The organism is Variovorax sp. 10L426, from assembly GCF_056395305.1.
Genome location: NZ_JBFTJF010000027.1, coordinates 33,341 through 54,495, shown reverse-complemented (window position 1 = coordinate 54,495; position 21,155 = coordinate 33,341). Strand labels below are relative to the sequence as shown.

Here is a 21,155-nt window from a genome sequence, read left to right as displayed (position 1 = left end):
CACTTCACCGCCGAGGTGTACGTTCTGTCGAAGGACGAGGGCGGCCGTCACACGCCGTTCTTCAACAACTACCGTCCGCAGTTCTACTTCCGCACGACGGACGTGACTGGGGCGATCGAGTTGCCCAAGGACAAGGAGATGGTCATGCCTGGCGACAACGTGTCGATCACGGTGAAGCTGATCAACCCGATTGCCATGGAAGAAGGTCTGCGCTTCGCGATCCGCGAAGGTGGTCGCACCGTGGGCTCGGGCGTCGTGGCAAAGATCCTCGACATCTGATTTAAGGATCGCGAAGGGGTATAGCTCAATTGGCAGAGCGTCGGTCTCCAAAACCGAAGGTTGTAGGTTCGATTCCTACTGCCCCTGCCACCTGAGGGTGGCCTCCAAAAAAAGCCCGTCATGCCCTGACGGGCTTCGGCGTCTCAGAAGGCGCTTTGAATGAAGGCCGAAAGGCCCAGGAATATTGCCCAAGATGGCTTCTTCTCAAATCGAAACTGTGAGCACCAACGCGGACAAAGCCAAGTTGGCGATGGCCGTCGTGCTGGCGGTAGGCGCCATCGTGGCGTTCTATTTGCTCGCCCGCCAGGGCGCAGTCGTGCAGTGGATCGCTTTGCTCGTTGGTCTTGCTGCCGCCGTGGGAGCGTTCGCGAGTTCGGAGAGTGGTCGGCAGTTGTGGGCCTTTGGTCGTGATGCCTGGCGAGAGGTCAAGAAAGTTGTTTGGCCGACGCGTAAGGAAGCAATCCAGATGACGGCGTATGTGTTTGCCTTCGTCGCAATCATGTCCATCTTCCTTTGGCTCACCGACAAGACGCTCGAATGGGTGTTTTTCGACCTCATTCTGGGCTGGAGAAAATAAATGACTGACGATGTCGTCGAAGCAGCGCCGGAAGGCGCGCCCGTGCTGGCCGCTGCCACCAACCCCGACTTTCGCTGGTACGTGGTGCACGCGTATTCGGGCATGGAGAAGGCTGTTGAGCGCAACATCATCGAGCGCATCACGCGCGCCGGCATGCAGGACAAGTTCGGCCGAATCTTGGTTCCGACTGAGGAAGTGGTCGAGATCAAGAATGGCCAGAAGCGTACGACTGAGCGTCGCTTCTTCCCGGGCTACGTCTTGGTCGAAATGATCATGGATGATGAGAGTTGGCATCTGGTGAAGCACACCAATAAGGTGACCGGCTTCGTCGGCGGGGCAAAGAATCGACCTGCGCCGATTTCGCAGAAGGAAGTCGAAGACATCGTCAGCCAGATGCAGCAGGGCACCGAGAAGCCGCGTCACAAGGTGGAGTTCGTCGTTGGCGAATTCGTGCGCGTCAAGGAAGGTCCATTCACTGATTTCAACGGCACGGTCGAAGAAGTCAACTACGAGAAGAGCAAGGTGCGTGTGTCCGTCATGATTTTTGGCCGCGCCACGCCCGTTGAGCTCGAGTTCGCGCAGGTCGAAAAGACCTAATCGGACAAGCGCGCCCCGCATGTGCCGGGTCGCGAGTTTTTGGTTTCTTGCTCCTCCGGCTCGGCAAGAAACGTCAACAGAGAGTCGTTAACCCCGGGGAGCTGAGGCTGAGGCAGCCAAGGCGTTATCACCCGCAAGGAGAAAAGCATGGCGAAAAAAATCGTCGGCTTCATCAAGCTGCAAGTGCCAGCTGGTAAAGCCAATCCGTCGCCGCCGATTGGTCCCGCACTGGGCCAACGCGGTTTGAACATTATGGAATTCTGCAAGGCGTTCAACGCGCAGACCCAGGGCGTCGAGCCGGGTTTGCCGCTGCCGGTGGTCATCACCGCGTTCGCCGACAAGAGCTTCACCTTCATCATCAAGACGCCCCCGGCGATCACCTTGATCAAGAAGGCCATCAAGCTCGAAAAGGGTTCTGCACGTCCGCATACTGACAAGGTCGGCAAGATCACGCGCGCACAGCTCGAAGAAATCGCCAAGACCAAGATGAAGGATCTGACTGCTGCAGACCTCGACGCCGCAGTTCGTACCATCGCCGGTTCGGCTCGCTCGATGGGCGTGAATGTGGAGGGCGTGTAAATGGCCAAGATCACCAAGAAGCAAAAGGCCCTCGAGAGCAAGGTCGACAGCGGCAAGCTGTATGCGCTCGCTGACGCGCTCGGTCTCGTGAAGGAAGCCGCCACGGCGAAGTTCGACGAATCCATCGACGTTGCGGTGCAACTCGGCATCGATGCGAAGAAGTCTGACCAGGTCGTGCGCGGCGCCGTGGTGATGCCCAACGGTACCGGCAAGACCAAGCGCGTGGCCGTGTTCGCCCAGGGCGCCAAGGCTGAGGAAGCCAAGGCCGCTGGCGCCGACATCGTCGGCATGGACGACCTGGCCGCGATGGTGAAGGCTGGCGACATGCCTTTCGACGTCGTGATCGCCGCGCCGGACGCGATGCGCGTGGTCGGTACGCTGGGCCAGATCCTCGGCCCGCGCGGCCTGATGCCGAACCCGAAGGTCGGCACGGTGACGCCCGACGTCGCGACCGCCGTCAAGAACGCCAAGGCTGGCCAGGTCCAGTTCCGCGTCGACAAGGCCGGGATCGTGCATGGCACGATCGGCCGCCGTTCGTTCGACAACGACAAGCTGCAGGGCAACCTGGCTGCGCTGATCGACGCCCTGGTCAAGGCCAAGCCGGCGACCAGCAAGGGTGTTTACCTGCGCAAGGTGGCTGTGTCTTCGACGATGGGTGTGGGTGTGCGTGTGGACACGCAGACCATCGCTCAAGGCTGATGTATTTGCCCGGCGGCCGGTCAAACGGCAGTCGGGCAATGTGGTGGGTCGGGGTCGCGTCAACGCAATCTCGGGCCATCCAAGACCGCTGGTGTGCAGGGATGCCTGTACTTAATCGCTTCACCATCGTGTGGCGGCCAGCGCAGATGGCGATCCCACTGCAAAGGAATTCGTTTCCCGAACGGTTGGTCGCTGCATGAAGCGCGTCCTGAGGCCCCGGCCGAGGGATGCATTGAAAAGGAGTAGACCTTGAGTCTGAATCGCAGTGAGAAAGAAGCGGTCATCAGTGATGTGACCAGCCTCGCCGCAAAAGCTCAAACGCTCGTGATGGCGGAATACCGTGGCATCACGGTTGCCGATATGACCAAACTGCGCAACGACGCGCGCAGCAAGGGTGTGAGCCTCAGCGTGTTGAAGAACACGCTGGCACGCCGTGCTGTCGCTGGTAGCGCGTTTGAGGTCGTCGGCGACCAGATGACCGGTCCGCTGATCTATGGCTTCTCCGAAGACGCTGTGGCCGCCGCAAAGGTGGTGGCCGATTTCGCGAAGACCAACGACAAGTTGGTGATTCGCGGCGGCGCATTCGGCGGCAAGGCCCTGGACGTCGACGGCGTGAAGCAACTGGCCAACATTCCTTCGAAGGAAGTGTTGCTGGCACAGTTGCTGGGCTTGATGCAATCCCCGATCTCGCGCACGGCCCGTGTACTGGCCGCGCTCGCCGAGAAGCGTGGTGGTGGCGACGCACAAACCGATGCACCGGCGGAAGCGCAGGCCGCTTGAGCCTTGCGTTTAAAAAATTCAACCCAATTGTTAGGAAACAAAAATGGCATTCGATAAAGACGCATTTCTGACCGCGCTCGACAGCATGACGGTCCTGGAACTCAACGACCTGGTGAAAGCCATCGAAGAGAAGTTCGGCGTGAGCGCCGCAGCCATGTCGGCCCCGGCCGCCGGTGGTGGCGCTGCCGCCGCTGTCGTCGAGGAAAAGACCGAGTTCAACGTCATGCTGATGGACGCAGGCGCGAACAAGGTTTCGGCGATCAAGGCAGTGCGCGAAATCACCGGCCTGGGCCTCAAGGAAGCCAAGGATCTGGTTGAAGCCGCTCCGAAGGCTGTCAAGGAAGGCCTGTCCAAGGCTGATGCTGAAGCCGCCAAGAAGAAGCTGGAAGACGCTGGCGCCAAGGTGGAACTGAAGTAATTCGGTCTCCCCGGAGGGCTGGAGTGTGCCGAAAGGCCCTCCAGCCTTTGCCGCTTTCAGAGCGCACCCAAAAGCCGATGTTTCCGCACGGTTTTTGAGTGTCTTCTGACCCCGACTGCAGAAGACCCCTTGGTTCGGGTGATGTGCAACGCATCACTGTCCGCCAACGGCTGGTAGTGGCCAGCCGCCAAGCAGTGGTGCGAAAGCATTGCTGACAAGTCGCTGAAGATCTCAAGCTCCGGAGCTCTCATGGCCCAAACGTCCACGTACAGTTACACCGAACGCAAGCGCATCCGAAAGAATTTCGGCAATCGCGACAGCGTCGTCGAAATCCCCTACCTGCTGCAGATGCAAAAAGACGCGTACACCGCGTTCCTGCAAGCGGGCGTCCCGCCCCAGAAACGGACGGTGGAAGGTCTGCAGGCTGCGTTCGACGCGGCGTTCCCCATCGTCTCGCACAACGGTTTCGTCGAGATGAAGTTCCTCGAGTACAACCTCGCAAAGCCCGCATTTGACGTGCGCGAGTGCCAAACCCGCGGACTCACCTTCGCTTCGGCCGTGCGTGCCAAGGTCCAGTTGATCATCTATGACCGCGAATCGTCGACCTCTCAGTCGAAGGTGGTGAAGGAAGTCAAGGAGCAAGAGGTCTACATGGGCGAAGTGCCGCTCATGACGGACAAAGGCTCGTTCATCATCAACGGTACCGAGCGCGTCATCGTGTCTCAGCTCCACCGGTCGCCGGGCGTGTTCTTCGAACACGACAAGGGCAAGACGCACAGCTCAGGCAAGCTCCTGTTCTCGGCTCGCGTGATTCCCTACCGCGGCTCGTGGCTCGACTTCGAGTTCGATCCGAAGGACATGCTGTACTTCCGCGTCGACCGTCGCCGCAAGATGCCGGTCACGATCCTGTTGAAGGCCATCGGCCTGAACCCGGAATCGATCCTCGCGAACTTCTTCGTGAACGACAACTTCCGCCTCATGGACAGCGGCGCGCAGATGGAGTTCGTCTCCGAGCGCCTGCGTGGCGAAGTCGCGCGCTTCGACATCACTGACAAGTCGGGCAAGGTCGTGGTCGCCAAGGACAAGCGCGTCACCGCTCGCCACACGCGTGAACTCGAGCAATCGGGCACCACGCACATCAGCGTGCCGGAAGACTTCCTCGTCGGCCGCGTCGTGGCCCGCAACATCGTGGACCCCGATTCCGGTGAAATCCTGGCGAAGGCCAACGACGAGTTGACCGAAGCGTTGCTGAAGAAGCTTCGTGCCGCCGGCGTGCAGGACGTGCAAGCAATCTATACGAACGAACTCGACCAGGGCGCCTACATCTCGCAAACGCTTCGCATCGACGAAACGGTGGACGAATTCGCCGCGCGCGTGGCCATCTATCGCATGATGCGCCCCGGCGAGCCGCCGACGGAAGACGCGGTGCAGGCCCTGTTCCAGCGCCTGTTCTACAACCCGGACACGTACGACCTGTCGCGCGTCGGCCGCATGAAGTTCAATGCCAAGGTCGGCCGCGACGAATCGACCGGCCCGATGGTGCTGACCAACGAGGACATCCTCGCCGTGGTCAAGATCCTCGTGGACCTGCGCAATGGCCGAGGCGAAGTCGACGATATCGACCACCTCGGCAATCGCCGCGTTCGTTGCGTTGGTGAATTGGCCGAGAACCAATACCGCACCGGCCTCGCCCGCATCGAGAAGGCTGTGAAGGAACGTCTGGGTCAGGCGGAGCAAGAGCCGCTGATGCCGCACGACCTGATCAACAGCAAGCCGATCTCGGCCGCGCTGAAGGAGTTCTTCGGCGCCTCGCAGTTGTCGCAGTTCATGGATCAGACCAACCCGCTGTCCGAGATCACCCACAAGCGTCGCGTCTCGGCCCTTGGCCCGGGCGGCCTGACCCGCGAGCGCGCAGGCTTTGAAGTGCGCGACGTGCACGTGACCCACTATGGCCGCGTGTGCCCGATCGAAACGCCTGAAGGCCCGAACATCGGTCTGATCAACTCGCTGGCTCTGTACGCCCGCCTGAACGAGTACGGCTTCATCGAGACGCCGTACCGTCGCGTGGTGGACGGCAAGGTGACGAACGAGATCGACTATCTCTCCGCCATCGAAGAAGGCAAGTATGTGATCGCGCAGGCGAACGCTGCCCTCGACAAGGACGGCAAGCTGACCGGTGATCTCGTTTCGGCTCGCGAAACCGGCGAATCGATCCTGGTGAGCGCCGAACGCGTCCAGTACATGGACGTGTCGCCCGCGCAGATCGTGTCGGTGGCTGCTTCGCTCGTGCCCTTCCTGGAGCACGACGATGCGAACCGCGCATTGATGGGCGCCAACATGCAGCGTCAGGCCGTGCCGGTACTGCGTCCCGAGAAGCCGTTCGTCGGTACTGGCATCGAGCGCGTCTCCGCGGTCGACTCCGGCACCGTGGTGACCGCCACCCGCGGTGGAACCGTCGACTATGTCGACGCGACCCGCATCGTGGTGCGCGTGAACGACGCCGAAGCGGCGGCCGGTGAAGTCGGCGTGGATATCTACAACCTGATCAAGTATCAGCGTTCGAACCAGAACACCAACATCCACCAGCGTCCGATCGTCAAGCGCGGCGACAAGATCGCCAAGGGTGACGTGGTGGCTGATGGCGCATCGACCGACCTCGGTGAACTGGCCCTTGGCCAGAACATGCTGATCGCGTTCATGCCGTGGAACGGCTACAACTTCGAAGACTCGATTTTGATCAGCGAACGCGTGGTCGCCGAAGATCGCTATACCTCGATCCACATCGAGGAACTGGTGGTGATGGCTCGCGACACCAAGCTGGGTGCCGAGGAAATCACGCGCGACATCCCGAACCTGGCCGAGCAACAGCTCAACCGCCTGGACGAATCCGGGATCATCTACGTCGGCGCCGAAGTGCAACCGGGCGACACGCTTGTCGGCAAGGTCACGCCCAAGGGCGAGACCACGCTGACGCCTGAAGAGAAGCTTCTGCGCGCGATCTTCGGCGAGAAGGCTTCCGACGTGAAGGACACCTCGCTGCGTGTTGACCAGGGCTCGCAGGGCACGGTCATCGACGTGCAAGTGTTCACTCGCGAAGGCATCACGCGCGACAAGCGCGCCCAGCAGATCATCGACGACGAGCTGAAGCGCTTCCGGCTCGACCTCAACGACCAACTGCGTATCGTCGAAGCCGACGCTTTCGATCGTATCGAGAAGCTGCTGACCGGCAGGGTCGCCAACGGCGGTCCGAACAAGCTGGCGAAGGGCACGAAGCTCGACAAGGCCTACCTCTCGTCGATCGAGAAGTTCCACTGGTTCGACATCCGCCCGGCGGAAGACGAAGTCGCTGCACAACTCGAGTCGATCAAGAACTCGCTCGAGCAGACGCGCCACAGCTTCGACCTCGCTTTCGAGGAAAAGCGCAAGAAACTCACGCAAGGCGACGAACTGCCTGCAGGCGTGCTGAAGATGGTCAAGGTCTACCTGGCCGTCAAGCGCCGCTTGCAACCCGGCGACAAGATGGCTGGCCGTCACGGCAACAAGGGTGTGGTGTCCAAGATCGTTCCGGTCGAAGACATGCCCCACATGGCCGACGGCACGCCGTGCGACATCTGCCTGAACCCGCTGGGCGTGCCCTCTCGGATGAACGTGGGTCAGGTGCTGGAAGTGCACCTGGGCTGGGCCGGCAAGGGCATTGGCCAGCGCATCGGCGACATGCTGCAGGCAGAGGCCAAGGTGGCTGAACTGCGCAAGTTCATGGACCAGCTTTACAACGGCTCGGGCCGCAAGGAAGACCTCAGCAAGCTGAGCGACGACGACGTGCTCGAAATGGCGAACAACCTGTCGCAGGGCGTGCCTTTCGCGACGCCGGTGTTCGACGGCGCTTCGGAAGAGGAAATCCGCGGCATGCTGAAGCTTGCCTACCCTGACGACATCTCCAAGCTCAAGGGACTGACCGAGACCCGCACGCAGGCGTACCTGTACGACGGACGTACCGGCGACCAGTTCGAGCGCCCCGTCACTGTCGGCTACATGCACTTCTTGAAGCTGCACCATCTGGTGGACGACAAGATGCACGCCCGCTCGACCGGCCCGTACTCGCTGGTCACGCAACAGCCGCTGGGCGGCAAGGCACAGTTCGGCGGCCAGCGTTTCGGGGAAATGGAAGTGTGGGCGCTCGAAGCCTACGGTGCTTCCTACGTCCTCCAGGAAATGCTGACCGTGAAGTCCGACGACGTGCAGGGCCGTACCAAGGTGTACGAAAGCATCGTCAAGGGCGAACACTCGATCGAAGCCGGCATGCCGGAATCGTTCAACGTGCTGGTCAAGGAAATCCGTTCGCTGGGGCTCGACATCGAGCTCGAGCGTTCTTAATTTGAAAAGGGAAAGAGTCTTATGAAATCGCTACTCGACCTGTTCAAGCAATTCACTCCGGATGAGCATTTCGATGCCATCAAGATCGGCATGGCTTCGCCCGAGAAGATCCGTTCGTGGTCTTTCGGCGAAGTGAAGAAGCCCGAGACCATCAACTACCGGACCTTCAAGCCCGAGCGCGACGGCCTGTTCTGCGCCAAGATCTTCGGCCCGATCAAAGATTACGAGTGCCTGTGCGGCAAGTACAAGCGCCTCAAGCACCGCGGCGTGATCTGCGAGAAGTGCGGCGTTGAAGTCACGCAGACCAAGGTACGTCGCGAGCGCATGGGTCACATCGACCTGGCAGCTCCCTGCGCGCACATCTGGTTCCTGAAGTCCCTGCCGTCGCGTCTGGGCCTCGTGCTCGACATGACGCTGCGCGACATCGAACGCGTGCTGTACTTCGAAGCCTATGTGATCACCGACCCCGGCATGACCCCGCTGAAGAAGTTCGGCATCATGTCCGAGGACGACTACGACGCGAAGCGCAAGGAATACGGCGACGAGTTCATCGCCAAGATGGGCGCAGAAGGCATCAAGGACCTGCTGATGGGCATCGAGCTCGACAGCGAGATCGAGAAGCTGCGTGGCGACCTCACGGGTTCCGAAGTCAAGGTCAAGAAGAACTCCAAGCGCCTCAAGGTGCTGGAAGCCTTCCGCAAGTCGGGCATCAAGCCCGAGTGGATGGTGCTGGACGTGCTGCCGGTGCTGCCGCCGGACCTGCGTCCGCTAGTGCCGCTGGACGGTGGCCGCTTCGCGACCTCCGACCTGAACGACCTGTATCGCCGTGTCATTAACCGCAACAGCCGCTTGCGCCGCCTGCTCGAGCTCAAGGCGCCGGAAATCATTGCGCGCAACGAAAAGCGGATGCTTCAGGAAGCGGTCGACTCGCTGCTGGACAACGGCCGCCGCGGCAAGGCCATGACGGGTGCCAACAAGCGCGCACTCAAGTCGCTGGCCGACATGATCAAGGGCAAGAGCGGTCGTTTCCGCCAGAACCTGCTGGGCAAGCGCGTCGACTACTCGGGCCGTTCGGTCATCGTGGTGGGCCCGACGCTCAAGCTGCATCAGTGCGGCCTGCCGAAGCTGATGGCGCTCGAGCTGTTCAAACCTTTCATCTTCTCGCGCCTGGAAGCCATGGGCATCGCGACCACGATCAAGGCGGCGAAGAAGGAAGTTGAATCCGGTACGCCAGTGGTGTGGGACATCCTTGAAGAAGTGATCAAGGAGCACCCGGTGATGCTGAACCGCGCACCGACGCTGCACCGCCTTGGCATCCAGGCCTTCGAGCCCATCCTGATCGAAGGCAAGGCAATTCAGCTGCATCCGCTGGTCTGCGCGGCCTTCAACGCCGACTTCGACGGTGACCAGATGGCCGTCCACGTTCCGCTGTCGGTGGAAGCGCAGATGGAAGCCCGCACGCTGATGCTGGCCTCCAACAACGTGCTGTTCCCGGCCAACGGCGAACCGTCGATCGTGCCATCGCAGGACGTGGTGCTGGGTCTGTACTACACGACCCGCGATCGCATCAACGGCAAGGGCGAAGGCCTGATGTTCTCGGACATCGGCGAAGTCCAGCGCGCGCTCGACGCCAACGTGGTCGAGCTTACCGCCAAGGTCAGCGTGCGCATCACCGAGTTCACGAAGGACAAGGATACGGGCGAATTCACGCCCTCGACCTCGCTCGTCGACACCACGGTGGGTCGTGCGCTCCTGTCCGAGATCCTGCCGAAGGGCTTGGCGTTCTCGAACATCAACAAGGCGCTGAAGAAGAAGGAAATCTCCAAGCTCATCAACGCTTCGTTCCGCAAGTGCGGCCTGAAGGAGACCGTCGTGTTCGCCGACAAGCTGTTGCAGAACGGCTTCCGCCTGGCGACGAAGGCCGGTATCTCGATCGCGATCGACGACATGCTGGTGCCTGCAGAGAAGCACGGGATCATCGACCGCTCCGCCAAGGAAGTGAAGGAGATCGAGCAGCAGTATGTCTCCGGTCTCGTCACTTCCGGCGAGCGCTACAACAAGGTGGTCGACATCTGGGGCAAGGCCGGCGACGAAGTGTCGAAGGTCATGATGGCCAAGCTGTCGAAGGAGAAGGTCATCGATCGCCACGGCAAGGAAGTCGAGCAGGAGTCCTTCAACTCCATCTACATGATGGCCGACTCGGGCGCTCGCGGTTCCGCGGCGCAGATTCGCCAGGTGGCCGGCATGCGGGGCCTGATGGCCAAGCCGGACGGCTCGATCATCGAGACGCCCATCACCGCGAACTTCCGCGAAGGCCTGAACGTGTTGGAGTACTTCATCTCCACCCACGGTGCCCGTAAGGGTCTGGCCGATACCGCGCTGAAGACCGCGAACTCCGGTTACCTGACGCGTCGCCTGGTGGACGTGACGCAGGATCTGGTCGTGATCGAACAGGACTGCGGCACGCAGGACGGCGCAGTGATGCGCGCGATCGTTGAAGGCGGTGAAGTCATCGAATCCCTGCGCGAGCGCATCCTGGGCCGTACCGCGGCCGAGGACATCCTGCATCCGGAAACGCGTGCAGTGCTGGCCAAGGCCGGCGACATGCTCGACGAAGATGTGATCGAGGCGCTCGAAGCCGAGGGCGTGGACGAAGTCAAGGTTCGCACGGCGCTGACCTGCGCGACCCGCTTCGGCCTGTGCGCCAAGTGCTACGGACGCGACCTCGGCCGCGGTGGCCTGGTCAACAACGGCGAAGCAGTCGGTGTGATTGCTGCCCAGTCGATCGGCGAACCCGGCACGCAGCTCACGATGCGGACCTTCCACATCGGTGGTGCGGCATCGCGTGCGGCCGTTGCCTCGAGCGTCGAAGCCAAGTCCACCGGCGTGATCGGCTTCAACGCCACGATGCGCTACGTGACCAACAGCAAGAACGAGCTGGTCGTGATTGCGCGTTCGGGCGAGATCGTCATCCATGACGAGCATGGTCGTGAGCGTGAACGCCACAAGGTGCCGTACGGCGCCACGCTGGCGGTGAAGGCCGACCAGCAGATCAAGGCTGGCCACGTGCTGGCCAACTGGGATCCACTGACGCGCCCGATCATCACGGAATTCGCCGGTACGTCGAAGTTCGAGAACGTCGAGGAAGGCCTCACGGTCGCCAAGCAGGTGGACGAGGTCACCGGCCTGTCGACGCTGGTCGTGATCGATCCGAAGCGCCGTGGCGCAGCCAAGGTCGTTCGCCCGCAAGTGAAGCTGATTGACGCCTCCGGCGCCGAGGTCAAGATCCCCGGTACCGACCATTCGGTGACCATCGGCTTCCCGATCGGTGCGCTGGTCCAGGTGCGCGACGGTCAGGACGTGGGCCCCGGCGAAGTGCTGGCGCGTATTCCGGTCGAAGGCCAGAAGACTCGCGACATCACCGGCGGTCTGCCGCGCGTGGCTGAGCTGTTCGAGGCGCGTTCGCCGAAGGACAAGGGCATGCTGGCCGAGATGACTGGTACCGTGTCGTTCGGCAAGGAGACCAAGGGCAAGGTCCGCCTGCAGATCACTGACCCGGAAGGCAAAGTCTGGGAAGAACTCGTGCCGAAGGAAAAGAACATCCTGGTGCACGAAGGCCAGGTCGTGAACAAGGGCGAGTCGATCGTCGACGGTCCGGCCGATCCGCAGGACATCCTGCGCCTGCTGGGCTCCGAGGAACTGGCGCGTTACATCGTCGACGAAGTGCAGGACGTGTATCGCTTGCAGGGTGTGAAGATCAACGACAAGCACATCGAGGTGATCGTTCGCCAGATGCTGCGCCGCGTCGTGGTCGAGAACCCGGGCGACACCACCTACATCGCCGGTGAACAGGTCGAACGCAGCGAGATGCTCAACACCAATGACGCCCTGCGCGCCGACGGAAAGATCCCCGCGACGTTCACGAACCTGCTGCTTGGTATCACGAAGGCATCGCTCTCGACCGACAGCTTCATCAGTGCCGCATCGTTCCAGGAAACGACGCGCGTGCTGACCGAAGCCGCGATCATGGGCAAGCGCGACGAGTTGCGCGGACTGAAGGAAAACGTCATCGTCGGCCGCCTGATCCCTGCAGGCACCGGCATGGCGTACCACCAGGCACGCAAGGTGAAGGACGCGATGGACGAAGCCGAGCGTCGTGCGATCGCCGAAGCCGAAGCGGCGGAGCTGTCCGGCTCCTCGGCCGCGGCCGACGAAGCCACGACGACGGTCGATGCCAGCGAAGGCGCTGCCACCGAATAGTTGGTTAGCATCGCCGGCCATGACCGGTAGCAAACGCCCCCTTTCCGCCTGCGGATCGGGGGCTTTTTCTTTTCCCTTATCGCGATGTTTACCTGGATGAATGGCATGCCCGATTCACTGCCGTACTGGATTGGCGGCGCGCTTGCGCTGTTCTGGTTCGTGGGCGCCTACAACCGCCTCATGCGACTGCGCTCGGCGGCGTTGAGTGCTTATGCGGTTCTCGACGCCGCAATGGCCCGTCAGCTCGATTTCGTCCTGGCGCGTGCGGCGCAGGATGATGTGCCCCCCGCCGCGGAGATGCCTCCCGGCGCGTCGCTGCAGGCCGCCGCGAATCAGCTGTCGACCCTCTTGGCCGCGACCCGCCTTCGACCGCTGGACCCGGCAGGTGTTGCTGCTATGAGTACGGCGATGCACGTGATGGTCGGCGCTTGGCAGCGCTTGTATCCGGATGCTGTGGTCAGCTTCGAGGCCGATGGCACGTTGTCGCGGCCAGCCAACCTCGAGGGCAAGGACGAGTTGCCTGAAGGTGCCGTCCCCATCGCGTGGCCCGAGCCGTCCGCCGCCGCCGAGATGGCCCGCAGCCAGTTCAATCTCGCCGTCGGCCGGTACAACGCTGCAATCACTCAGTTTCCTGCGCTCTTGGTGGCTTGGATCATGCAGCTCAAGCCTGCAGCTCCGCTACGCTGATCGACGCGCCGCGCTGCTGACGCATCACCCCATTACCATCGACCCAATTTGCCAGACCTTCCAGATTCCAATTTCGCATCGCCGCCGCTCTGGCGCCAGCTGCAACTGGTTGCCACGGCGCTCGCTTCGATCCGTGCCGGAGTTTCCGGTTCTGTCGCCTTCGCGGCGATCGAGCCAGCCCTGCGGCCGGGCGTGCAGGCGCTCGGCTTCCAGGTGCTGCGCTGGCTCGGCCGTGCCGAGGCGTTGCGCCGCCATCTGGCCAAGCGAACGCCTCCTCCAGCGGCGGACGCGCTGCTTTGCACTGCGCTCGCGCTGGCGTGGGATGCCGAGCGATCCCCCTACGAACCCTTTACCCTGGTCGACCAGGCCGTCGAGGCGGCGAAGCGCAATCCGGGTACGAGGGCGCAAGCGAGCTTCATCAACGCCTGCCTCCGGCGATTCCTGCGAGAACGCGACGACCTGGTCGCGGCCACCGAGCACGAGCCGGTTGCCCAATGGAATCACCCGCGCTGGTGGATCGAGCGCCTGAAGCGCGACCATCCGCGTGAATGGCAACGCGTCCTGACCGCGGACAACACGCAGGCGCCAATGACATTGCGCGTCAACGCCCGCAAGACCGATGTCGCGTCCTATCTGCGTGCACTGGAAGCCGCGGGGTTGCACGGCATTCCCGTCGGTGCCAGCGGCATCCAGCTCACGCGTGCGCGGCCGGTACAGCAGTTGCCGGGATTCGTTGAAGGCGAGTGCTCGGTGCAAGACGCCGCAGCTCAGATCGCTGCGCCCCTCCTGTTGAATGGCCTCGGCAAGAGGTCGACACCGCTGCGCGTGCTGGATGCATGTGCCGCGCCGGGTGGCAAGACGGCCCATCTGCTCGAGACCGGTACCCCCGGAAACCTTGACGTCGTCGCCCTCGAGGTGGACGCAGCGCGCAGCCGGCGCATCGACGAAACCCTCTCACGGCTTGGAATGAGTGCCAAAGTCGTCGTTGCGGACGCTTCGCGTCCGGCGGGATGGTGGGATGGTGTGCCCTTCGACGCCATCCTGCTCGACGCGCCGTGCACGGCTTCCGGCATCGTCCGGCGGCACCCGGACGTGCGCTGGTTGCGCCGCGAGAGCGACATCGGGCAGCTCGCGTTGCAGCAGGCGATGCTGCTCGCAGCCCTTTGGCCGCTGGTCCGGCCGGGTGGGCGCCTGTTGTATTGCACCTGTTCGGTGTTTCGCAAAGAGGGTTCGCACCAGATTGAGGCGTTCCTTGCGCACAACACCGACGCTCGTTTACTGCCCTCGCCGGGGCATTTGCTACCCCAAAGCGGGGTGAATGCGGGTGGCGTCCCGGACAATCCGTTGGGTGATCACGACGGTTTCTTCTACGCCCTGCTCGAGAAGCTGCAGCGCTGACAAACGTTCCCCGACCTGGCTGGCCGTGTTGCTGGTGCTCGTCTGGGTCCTGGCCTGGTTTCCCGGGCCGGCCGCTGCGGACACGCACAGCACATCCGTCACCCAGATGCGGCTCGAGGAGGCGGACGACGGCGTCTACCTCAGCGCCCAAGTTCAATTCGAACTCCCGCCGCTGGTCGAGGAAGTCCTCGACAAGGGTATCGCCGTCTATTTCGTGGCCGAGGCCGAGCTCTACCGGGAACGCTGGTATTGGACCGATCTCAAAGTTGCACAGGCTTCGCGGTACATGCGGCTGGCCTATCAGCCGCTTAGCCGCCGCTGGCGCCTCAACGTGTCACCCGTACCCATCACCAACGCTGGCTTCGGCGTTTCGCTGAACCAGAATTTCGAGACCCTGGCCGATGCCCTCGATGGCGTGCGCCGGGTGGGGCGCATGCGGCTGGGCGACGTTTCCGAGATCGGTGATGAGCCGACCCATCCGGTGATGTTCCGATTTCGCCTCGACACTTCACAGCTGCCGCGTCCCTTTCAAATCGGCGCCTTCGGTCAGTCGGACTGGAACATCTCCGTCGAAAAGAGCACGCGGCTCCCGCTGGAGAAGGCGAAGTGAGCACCGAAGCGCGCGGCCGCTCCCGGTCGCCGGCGGCGCGCCGCTCGCGTGCGGTTCGATGGGCCATTGGCGTCGGTGCGGCGATGGTGACAGCCATCGGCCTGGTGCTGATGTTCCTGCTGGCGCAGGCCACCAACAACCGCGCGTTCTACGAGCGCAATTACGCACGGCTTTTTTATATCAACGTCGTTGTGGCGGCGGTGCTGATCCTCGTGATCGGCTGGGTCGCATTCCGGCTTCTGAGCCGCTTGCGCCAGGGCAAGTTCGGCAGTCGCCTCCTGATCAAGCTGGCTGCCATCTTCGCGCTTGTCGGCGTCGTGCCGGGCATGCTCGTCTACGTCGTGTCCTATCAGTTCGTCGCGCGTTCGATCGAGAGCTGGTTCGACGTCAAGGTCGAGGGTGCGCTGGATGCGGGCCTGAACCTCGGCCGCGCCACGCTGGATTCGCTGTCCGACGACCTCATGAGCAAGACGAAGACCGCCAGCGGGCAATTGGCCAACGTGTCGGACGCAGGCGCCGGCCTCGTGCTGGAACGCATCCGCGACCAGTTGGGTGCCACAGACGTCGTGCTCTGGACCGGCAACGGCCAATTGGTGGCCGGGGCGGGCGCATCACGCTTTCAGCTCAACCCCGAGCGGCCCACGCAACAGCAACTGCGGCAGGTGCGTGCCGATCGAGCCATCGCCCACATCGAAGGTCTCGACGAGGCGCCGGCGCCGGGCGCGGCGGCGCCACCTCCGGCCAGCGTGCGGGCCATCGCGCTGGTGCAAAGGCAGGGCTTCGAATTCAACACAGAACCCCGCTTCCTGCAGGTCACCCAGCCGCTTCCGCCCGCAGTCGTCGCCAACGCGCTCGCCGTGCAGGAGGCGAACCGCGAATATCAGGAAAGGGCGCTCGCTCGCGAAGGTCTGCGCCGGATGTATATCGGCACCCTCACGCTGACATTGTTCCTTGCCGTGTTTGGTGCCGTGCTGCTCGCCGTGCTCTTCGGCAATCAGCTTGCGCGGCCGCTTCTGGTGCTGGCCGATGGCGTGCGGCAGGTGGCGGGCGGGGATCTGCGACCCACTGCCGTTCTGCAGGGCAAGGACGAACTCGGTGGCCTGACGCGCTCGTTCGCCGTCATGACGCAGCAACTCGCCGATGCACGAGGTGCGGTCGAGAAAACCATGGGCGAGCTGGATGCCGCACGTTCCAACCTTCAAACGATCCTGGACAACCTGACCTCGGGTGTGATCGTGCTTCACGCCGACGGCGTCATCGTCTCGACCAATCCCGGCGCCACACGCGTGCTGCGCGCGCCGCTGGCGGCCTACGAAGGTCAACACCTGTCCGACGTACCGGGCCTGTCCGAATTCGCGCAAAGTGTGCAGCAGCAGTTCGACGACTTCGATGTGGAACGCCTGCAGCACGGGCTCGATCATTGGCAGCACGCATTCGAACTTCACGCGGAGGGCGATGCGATGTCCGAGGACGCCATCAACATCGTGGCGCGCGGAGCGGAACTGCCAGGCGCGACAAGACTGCTGGTGTTCGACGACATCTCCGAGATCGTGTCGGCGCAGCGCGCCCAGGCTTGGGGCGAGGTCGCGCGCCGCCTGGCCCATGAAATCAAGAATCCGCTGACCCCGATCCAGCTTTCGGCGGAGCGGCTTGAAATGAAGCTCTCGGGCAAGGTGGCGCCTCCCGAGCAGGCGGTACTTGCGAAGTCGGTCAAGACCATCGTCGATCAGGTCGACGCGATGAAGCGCCTTGTCAATGAATTCCGAGACTACGCACGCCTGCCCGCGGCCGAGTTGAAACCCGTGGATCTCAATGCGTTGGTGGCAGACGTTTTGCATCTCTACCCCTCGGAAAGTTCTGCTGTCCCATTGCATCCCGAGCTGGATGACCGCTGCCCGCCCATTCGCGCCGACGCGCAGCAGATCCGGCAGGTCATTCACAACCTGTTGCAAAACGCCCAGGATGCGGCCGAAGTCAACTCCGCGCGGACGGGGCATGCGGGCGAAGTCACCATCCGGACCCGGCTCAGCGAATCGGGCCAGCGCGTGCGCTTGACTGTCCAGGACAACGGAGCAGGCTTTGCCGAACACATCCTCAAGCGCGCCTTCGAGCCCTACGTCACGACCAAGTCCAAGGGGACCGGGTTGGGTCTGGCCGTCGTCAAAAAAATTGCCGACGAGCACGGGGCGCGTGTCGAACTTTCGAATCGTATGGTTGATGGGGGTGTGGTTGGCGCGCAAGTCTCGTTATCATTCGCGCTTGCGGGAGGACCGCAGGGAGCGGTTGCTCACACCGAGGATTCGAGGTCGTCTGTCACCTGAGCACGCATGATGCTCGGTTCGGAACAGGCAGCGAAGACACCCCTAACTACACAAACATCGGCGCACATCTCAAGCACACATGGCAAACATCCTCGTGGTCGACGACGAGCTGGGTATCCGAGACCTGCTCTTCGAAATTCTCAATGACGAAGGCCACAACGTGGAACTCGCCGAGAACGCAGCTGAAGCGCGCGCCGCGCGACAGCGTGCACGTCCTGATCTGGTTCTCCTCGACATCTGGATGCCCGACACCGACGGCGTGACCTTGCTGAAGGAATGGTCCGCGGCCGGCCTTCTGAGTATGCCGGTCGTCATGATGAGCGGTCACGCCACGATCGATACGGCCGTCGACGCCACGCGCATCGGCGCTTTTGCGTTCCTCGAAAAGCCGATCACCCTGCAGAAGTTGCTCAAGGCCGTCGAGCAGGGCCTGGCCCGGGAAAACGCCCGTCGCGCAGCTGCCAGCGTCGTGCCGCCGGCGAGCAGCTTCTCGGCGGTGGTCACGACGGTAGGCGACAGTGCGCTGGTGCCTGCCGCGCCGCAGTTGTCACCTGCTGAACTGGGACCACAGGCCACGCAGAGCTTCGACCTCGATCGACCGTTGCGTGATGCGCGCGACGGCTTCGAAAAGGCGTACTTCGAGTTCCACCTCGCGATGGAAAACGGTTCGATGACGCGCGTGGCCGAAAAGACCGGCCTCGAACGAACCCATCTATACAGAAAACTGAAGCAACTCGGGGTCGATCTGTCGAGGGGGCGCCGCAGCACTGTATAATCGCGGGCTGCACACAATGGCCCGGTAGCTCAGTTGGTAGAGCAGCGGATTGAAAATCCGCGTGTCGGTGGTTCGATTCCGCCCCAGGCCACCAAATTCATGCGCCCCAGCGCCCGTTTCGGGTTCTGGGGCGTTTCTACGTGTATTGCACTCTTTGGCTGCGTTGGTGCCGAGTCCCAATCCTGGTGCCGATGAATTGGCTGACACGGCGGCGCCTTCGCGTCCGACGTTCGCGCCGCGCCGCAAACGCTAGGTTCGCTGCACATGAACCGCATGCGGGTCACGTGCACCTATGGAAATTCTTGTCGTCGTCGGTACCCTGTCCGGCCTGGGAGGCATCGAAGTCTGCGTGCGGTCGCTTGCGGAGGAGGCGCAGGCCAACGGTGATCGCGTTCGCGTGCTGGCGCTATGCCCCAGCGTTCGTGATGCCAAGTGGCACGAGGGGATCGCATATTCCGAAGTCGAGAACGGCTCGACATCTCTGAAAAGGCAGATGCTCCGCGGCTTGCCCGTTTTCATCCGCACGTGCAAGAAGCAACTGCCGGACGCAGTCGTGGTCATCTACAGCTCCACGCTTCTACTCGTGAAATTGGGACTGTGGATTGCGCGCCTCAAGCGGCCGGTGTTGGCGTGGTTGCACTTTTCGACGGCGCACCGGCAGCGAACCGAGCTCCTTAGGCTGGCGGATGGACATCTCTGCATCAGTCCTCAGATCGCGGACGCAACCAAACACGTCCCAGGCGTGCGGCCCGAGGCGGTGCATCTGGTCTACAACGGTACACGCATGGACTCGGTCACGCCGGTGCCTCGATCTGACCAAGGCCCACTGCGCCTGCTTCATGTCGGACGCCTCATGCGCGGCGACCAGAAGCGTACGGACGATCTGCTGCGTGCGCTGGCGCAGGTGCAGGCCGACTGGCAACTGGATCTCATCGGCTCCGGCAGCCCCGAGACTGAGATCGCGGAGCTTCGGTCGCTGGCGGAGCAGTTGGGCATCTCGAATCGATTGAATTGGCTCGGCCGCCAGACTGAGCCCTGGTGCGCGGTCCGGGAGGCCGACGCCCTCGTTCTCTGTTCATCCTATGAAGGCTTTCCGCTTGTCCTGATCGAGGCCATGGCGCGCGGCATTCCTTGCATCGCGAGCGATTGCCCGTCCGGACCTGGCGACATCGTCCGTCCGGGCGAGAACGGATGGCTGTTTGAGGTCGGCGATGTCCGAGGCTTGAGCGAACGCATCCAGCGCCTCGCCAGCGACCGCACTCTGCTGCCGTCGAGCGACGCCGTGCGTGAATCCGTTCAGAACTTCAGCAGCCCCAGGGTGTTCCGGCGCATTCGGGAAGCGATCGAGCATACGGTCGCTGACTGACAGGGCGTGTGCGTGTGTTGGCACAGTCGTGCCATTTCGGTGCGGCATGCTGTGATTTGGACCCATTCGGCACCATGGTCGCGCCGAGTCGGCACCACTTTTGCTTGCGGTCGTTGTGCATTCGCACAAAAGCGGCGAATTGCACCACTTCAAAGCCAAATCTCCCGCAAGTTTTCATGGACGCACTAACACAGGGCGCGAATGCGCTGTTCCTTCTCCTGGGCGCCGTCATGGTTCTCGCCATGCATGCCGGTTTCGCCTTTCTCGAACTCGGCACGGTCCGCAAGAAGAATCAGGTCAATGCGCTGGTGAAGATCCTCGTGGACTTCTCGGTGTCGACAGTCGTGTATTTCCTCGTGGGCTACGGCGTGGCTTACGGCACGCACTTCTTCGTCGGGGCCGAAGCGCTGGCTGCCAAGAGCGGCTTCGAACTGGTGCGGTTCTTCTTCCTGCTGACGTTCGCTGCCGCCATTCCTGCCATCATTTCCGGTGGGATCGCGGAGCGCGCCAAGTTCTGGCCGCAACTGATCGCAACGGCGGTCATCGTGGGCTTTGTTTATCCCCTTTACGAAGGTATCGCCTGGAACAAGGCCTTCGGCATCCAGGGCTGGATCGCGTCGCTGACCGGTAGTGAGTTCCACGATTTTGCGGGGTCGGTGGTTGTCCACGCGGTCGGCGGATGGCTGGCGCTGCCCGCGGTGCTCCTGCTGGGGGCGCGTCGCAATCGCTATCGAGGCGACGGCTCTCTCAGCGCGCATCCGCCATCGAACATCCCCTTTCTCGCGCTGGGCGCGTGGGTGCTGTGCATTGGCTGGTTCGGTTTCAACGTGATGAGCGCGCAGACGCTCGACAAGATCTCCGGCCTGGTCGCGGTGAACTCGTTGATGGCCATGGTGGGCGGCACGCTGGTGGCGCTGGCGCTGGGCAAGAACGATCCAGGGTTTGTCTACAACGGTCCATTGGCTGGCTTGGTGGCCGTGTGCGCCGGCTCCGACGTCATGCACCCGCTTGGGGCGCTGGTCGTCGGCGGCGCAGCGGGGGCGATCTTCGTGGTGATGTTCACGCTCACTCAGAACAAATGGCGGATCGACGACGTCCTTGGCGTCTGGCCCCTTCACGGCCTGTGCGGCACCTGGGGTGGTCTTGCGGCGGGCATCTTCGGCAGCAAGGCGCTGGGCGGCATCGGCGGCGTGAGCTTGACCGCCCAGGCGATCGGCGTCGCGATCGGTGTGGTCTGGGCTGCGCTGGCTGGCGCCGCCGTGTACGGCACGCTCAAGGCGACGCTCGGCTTGCGGCTGTCGCAGGAAGAGGAATACGACGGCGCCGATCTGTCGATTCATCACATCACGGCGACACCGGAACGCGAACCGACCTGGTAGTCCCGTTCGGGAGCCGTCCCCCTGTCGCCAGGACGGAATTCATAAGCATATTTATA

At 62.6% G+C, this 21,155-nt stretch carries 16 protein-coding genes and 2 tRNA genes; all 18 read left to right on the top strand.

All coding sequences use genetic code 11. The annotated features are described in order from the left end of the window. Positions 1-279, top strand: a 279-nt coding sequence (locus AC1DHL_RS27470) for an EF-Tu C-terminal domain-related protein (protein WP_478163363.1), incomplete at its 5' end; no start/stop codon positions are given. Positions 280-293: 14 nt separating this feature from the next. Further along, a tRNA-Trp gene (locus AC1DHL_RS27465) sits at positions 294-369 on the top strand. 103 nt (positions 370-472) lie between these two features. Continuing rightward, positions 473-856, top strand: coding sequence for a preprotein translocase subunit SecE (gene secE, locus AC1DHL_RS27460; protein ID WP_478105087.1), 384 nt, complete (start codon positions 473-475; stop codon positions 854-856). Continuing rightward, on the top strand, positions 857-1,453 hold the full coding sequence (nusG, locus tag AC1DHL_RS27455) for a transcription termination/antitermination protein NusG (protein WP_478105085.1): 597 nt from the start codon (positions 857-859) through the stop codon (positions 1,451-1,453). A 147-nt stretch (positions 1,454-1,600) separates the two neighbouring features. Then, entirely contained in the window at positions 1,601-2,032 is a 432-nt protein-coding gene (gene rplK / locus AC1DHL_RS27450; RefSeq protein ID WP_028252759.1) for a 50S ribosomal protein L11, read from the top strand. Then, positions 2,033-2,731, top strand: coding sequence for a 50S ribosomal protein L1 (rplA, locus tag AC1DHL_RS27445; protein ID WP_478105084.1), 699 nt, complete (start codon positions 2,033-2,035; stop codon positions 2,729-2,731). It begins immediately after the preceding gene. A gap of 249 nt (positions 2,732-2,980) precedes the next feature. Then, positions 2,981-3,511, top strand: a complete 531-nt coding sequence (rplJ, locus tag AC1DHL_RS27440) for a 50S ribosomal protein L10 (RefSeq protein WP_478105082.1) — start codon at positions 2,981-2,983, stop codon at positions 3,509-3,511. 43 nt (positions 3,512-3,554) lie between these two features. Next, positions 3,555-3,929: a 50S ribosomal protein L7/L12 gene (gene rplL / locus AC1DHL_RS27435; RefSeq protein ID WP_262076740.1), complete on the top strand. Its 375-nt coding sequence runs from the start codon at positions 3,555-3,557 to the stop codon at positions 3,927-3,929. 249 nt (positions 3,930-4,178) lie between these two features. Next, positions 4,179-8,303, top strand: coding sequence for a DNA-directed RNA polymerase subunit beta (rpoB, locus tag AC1DHL_RS27430; RefSeq protein ID WP_478105081.1), 4,125 nt, complete (start codon positions 4,179-4,181; stop codon positions 8,301-8,303). Positions 8,304-8,324: 21 nt separating this feature from the next. Beyond that, positions 8,325-12,563 carry a DNA-directed RNA polymerase subunit beta' gene (gene rpoC, locus AC1DHL_RS27425; protein ID WP_478105079.1) on the top strand — a complete coding sequence of 1,413 codons (4,239 nt, stop codon included), beginning with the start codon at positions 8,325-8,327 and terminating at the stop codon, positions 12,561-12,563. A 105-nt stretch (positions 12,564-12,668) separates the two neighbouring features. Then, the gene (locus tag AC1DHL_RS27420; RefSeq protein ID WP_478105077.1) at positions 12,669-13,250 is read left to right on the top strand and encodes a LemA family protein; all 582 of its coding nucleotides are present in this window, start codon (positions 12,669-12,671) and stop codon (positions 13,248-13,250) included. 48 nt (positions 13,251-13,298) lie between these two features. Further along, a complete protein-coding gene (rsmB, locus tag AC1DHL_RS27415; RefSeq protein ID WP_478164047.1) occupies positions 13,299-14,648 on the top strand; it encodes a 16S rRNA (cytosine(967)-C(5))-methyltransferase RsmB in 1,350 nt (449 codons plus the stop codon). Positions 14,649-14,676: 28 nt separating this feature from the next. After that, positions 14,677-15,258, top strand: a complete 582-nt coding sequence (locus AC1DHL_RS27410) for a DUF4390 domain-containing protein (RefSeq protein WP_478164046.1) — start codon at positions 14,677-14,679, stop codon at positions 15,256-15,258. Then, a complete protein-coding gene (locus AC1DHL_RS27405) occupies positions 15,255-17,579 on the top strand; it encodes a sensor histidine kinase (RefSeq protein WP_478164045.1) in 2,325 nt (774 codons plus the stop codon). The genes AC1DHL_RS27410 and AC1DHL_RS27405 overlap by 4 nt, the downstream gene beginning before the upstream one ends. 79 nt (positions 17,580-17,658) lie before the next feature. Next, complete coding sequence (locus AC1DHL_RS27400) at positions 17,659-18,354, top strand: response regulator (protein ID WP_478164044.1); 696 nt, start codon at positions 17,659-17,661, stop codon at positions 18,352-18,354. Positions 18,355-18,372: 18 nt separating this feature from the next. Then, positions 18,373-18,448: transfer RNA gene (locus AC1DHL_RS27395), tRNA-Phe, on the top strand. A 198-nt stretch (positions 18,449-18,646) separates the two neighbouring features. Then, the gene (locus AC1DHL_RS27390; RefSeq protein WP_478105069.1) at positions 18,647-19,720 is read left to right on the top strand and encodes a glycosyltransferase; all 1,074 of its coding nucleotides are present in this window, start codon (positions 18,647-18,649) and stop codon (positions 19,718-19,720) included. 176 nt (positions 19,721-19,896) lie between these two features. Beyond that, entirely contained in the window at positions 19,897-21,099 is a 1,203-nt protein-coding gene (locus AC1DHL_RS27385) for an ammonium transporter (RefSeq protein ID WP_478105067.1), read from the top strand. Positions 21,100-21,155 lie beyond the last annotated feature (56 nt).

Coding starts and splice junctions, on each gene's coding strand:
- rplA (WP_478105084.1), top strand. CDS start 2,033: ATGGCCAAGATCACCAAGAAGCAAAAGGCCCTCGAGAGCAAGGTCGAC.
- AC1DHL_RS27385 (WP_478105067.1), top strand. CDS start 19,897: ATGGACGCACTAACACAGGGCGCGAATGCGCTGTTCCTTCTCCTGGGC.
- AC1DHL_RS27420 (WP_478105077.1), top strand. CDS start 12,669: ATGCCCGATTCACTGCCGTACTGGATTGGCGGCGCGCTTGCGCTGTTC.
- AC1DHL_RS27390 (WP_478105069.1), top strand. CDS start 18,647: ATGGAAATTCTTGTCGTCGTCGGTACCCTGTCCGGCCTGGGAGGCATC.
- nusG (WP_478105085.1), top strand. CDS start 857: ATGACTGACGATGTCGTCGAAGCAGCGCCGGAAGGCGCGCCCGTGCTG.
- rplL (WP_262076740.1), top strand. CDS start 3,555: ATGGCATTCGATAAAGACGCATTTCTGACCGCGCTCGACAGCATGACG.
- secE (WP_478105087.1), top strand. CDS start 473: ATGGCTTCTTCTCAAATCGAAACTGTGAGCACCAACGCGGACAAAGCC.
- rpoB (WP_478105081.1), top strand. CDS start 4,179: ATGGCCCAAACGTCCACGTACAGTTACACCGAACGCAAGCGCATCCGA.
- rplK (WP_028252759.1), top strand. CDS start 1,601: ATGGCGAAAAAAATCGTCGGCTTCATCAAGCTGCAAGTGCCAGCTGGT.
- rpoC (WP_478105079.1), top strand. CDS start 8,325: ATGAAATCGCTACTCGACCTGTTCAAGCAATTCACTCCGGATGAGCAT.
- AC1DHL_RS27400 (WP_478164044.1), top strand. CDS start 17,659: ATGGCAAACATCCTCGTGGTCGACGACGAGCTGGGTATCCGAGACCTG.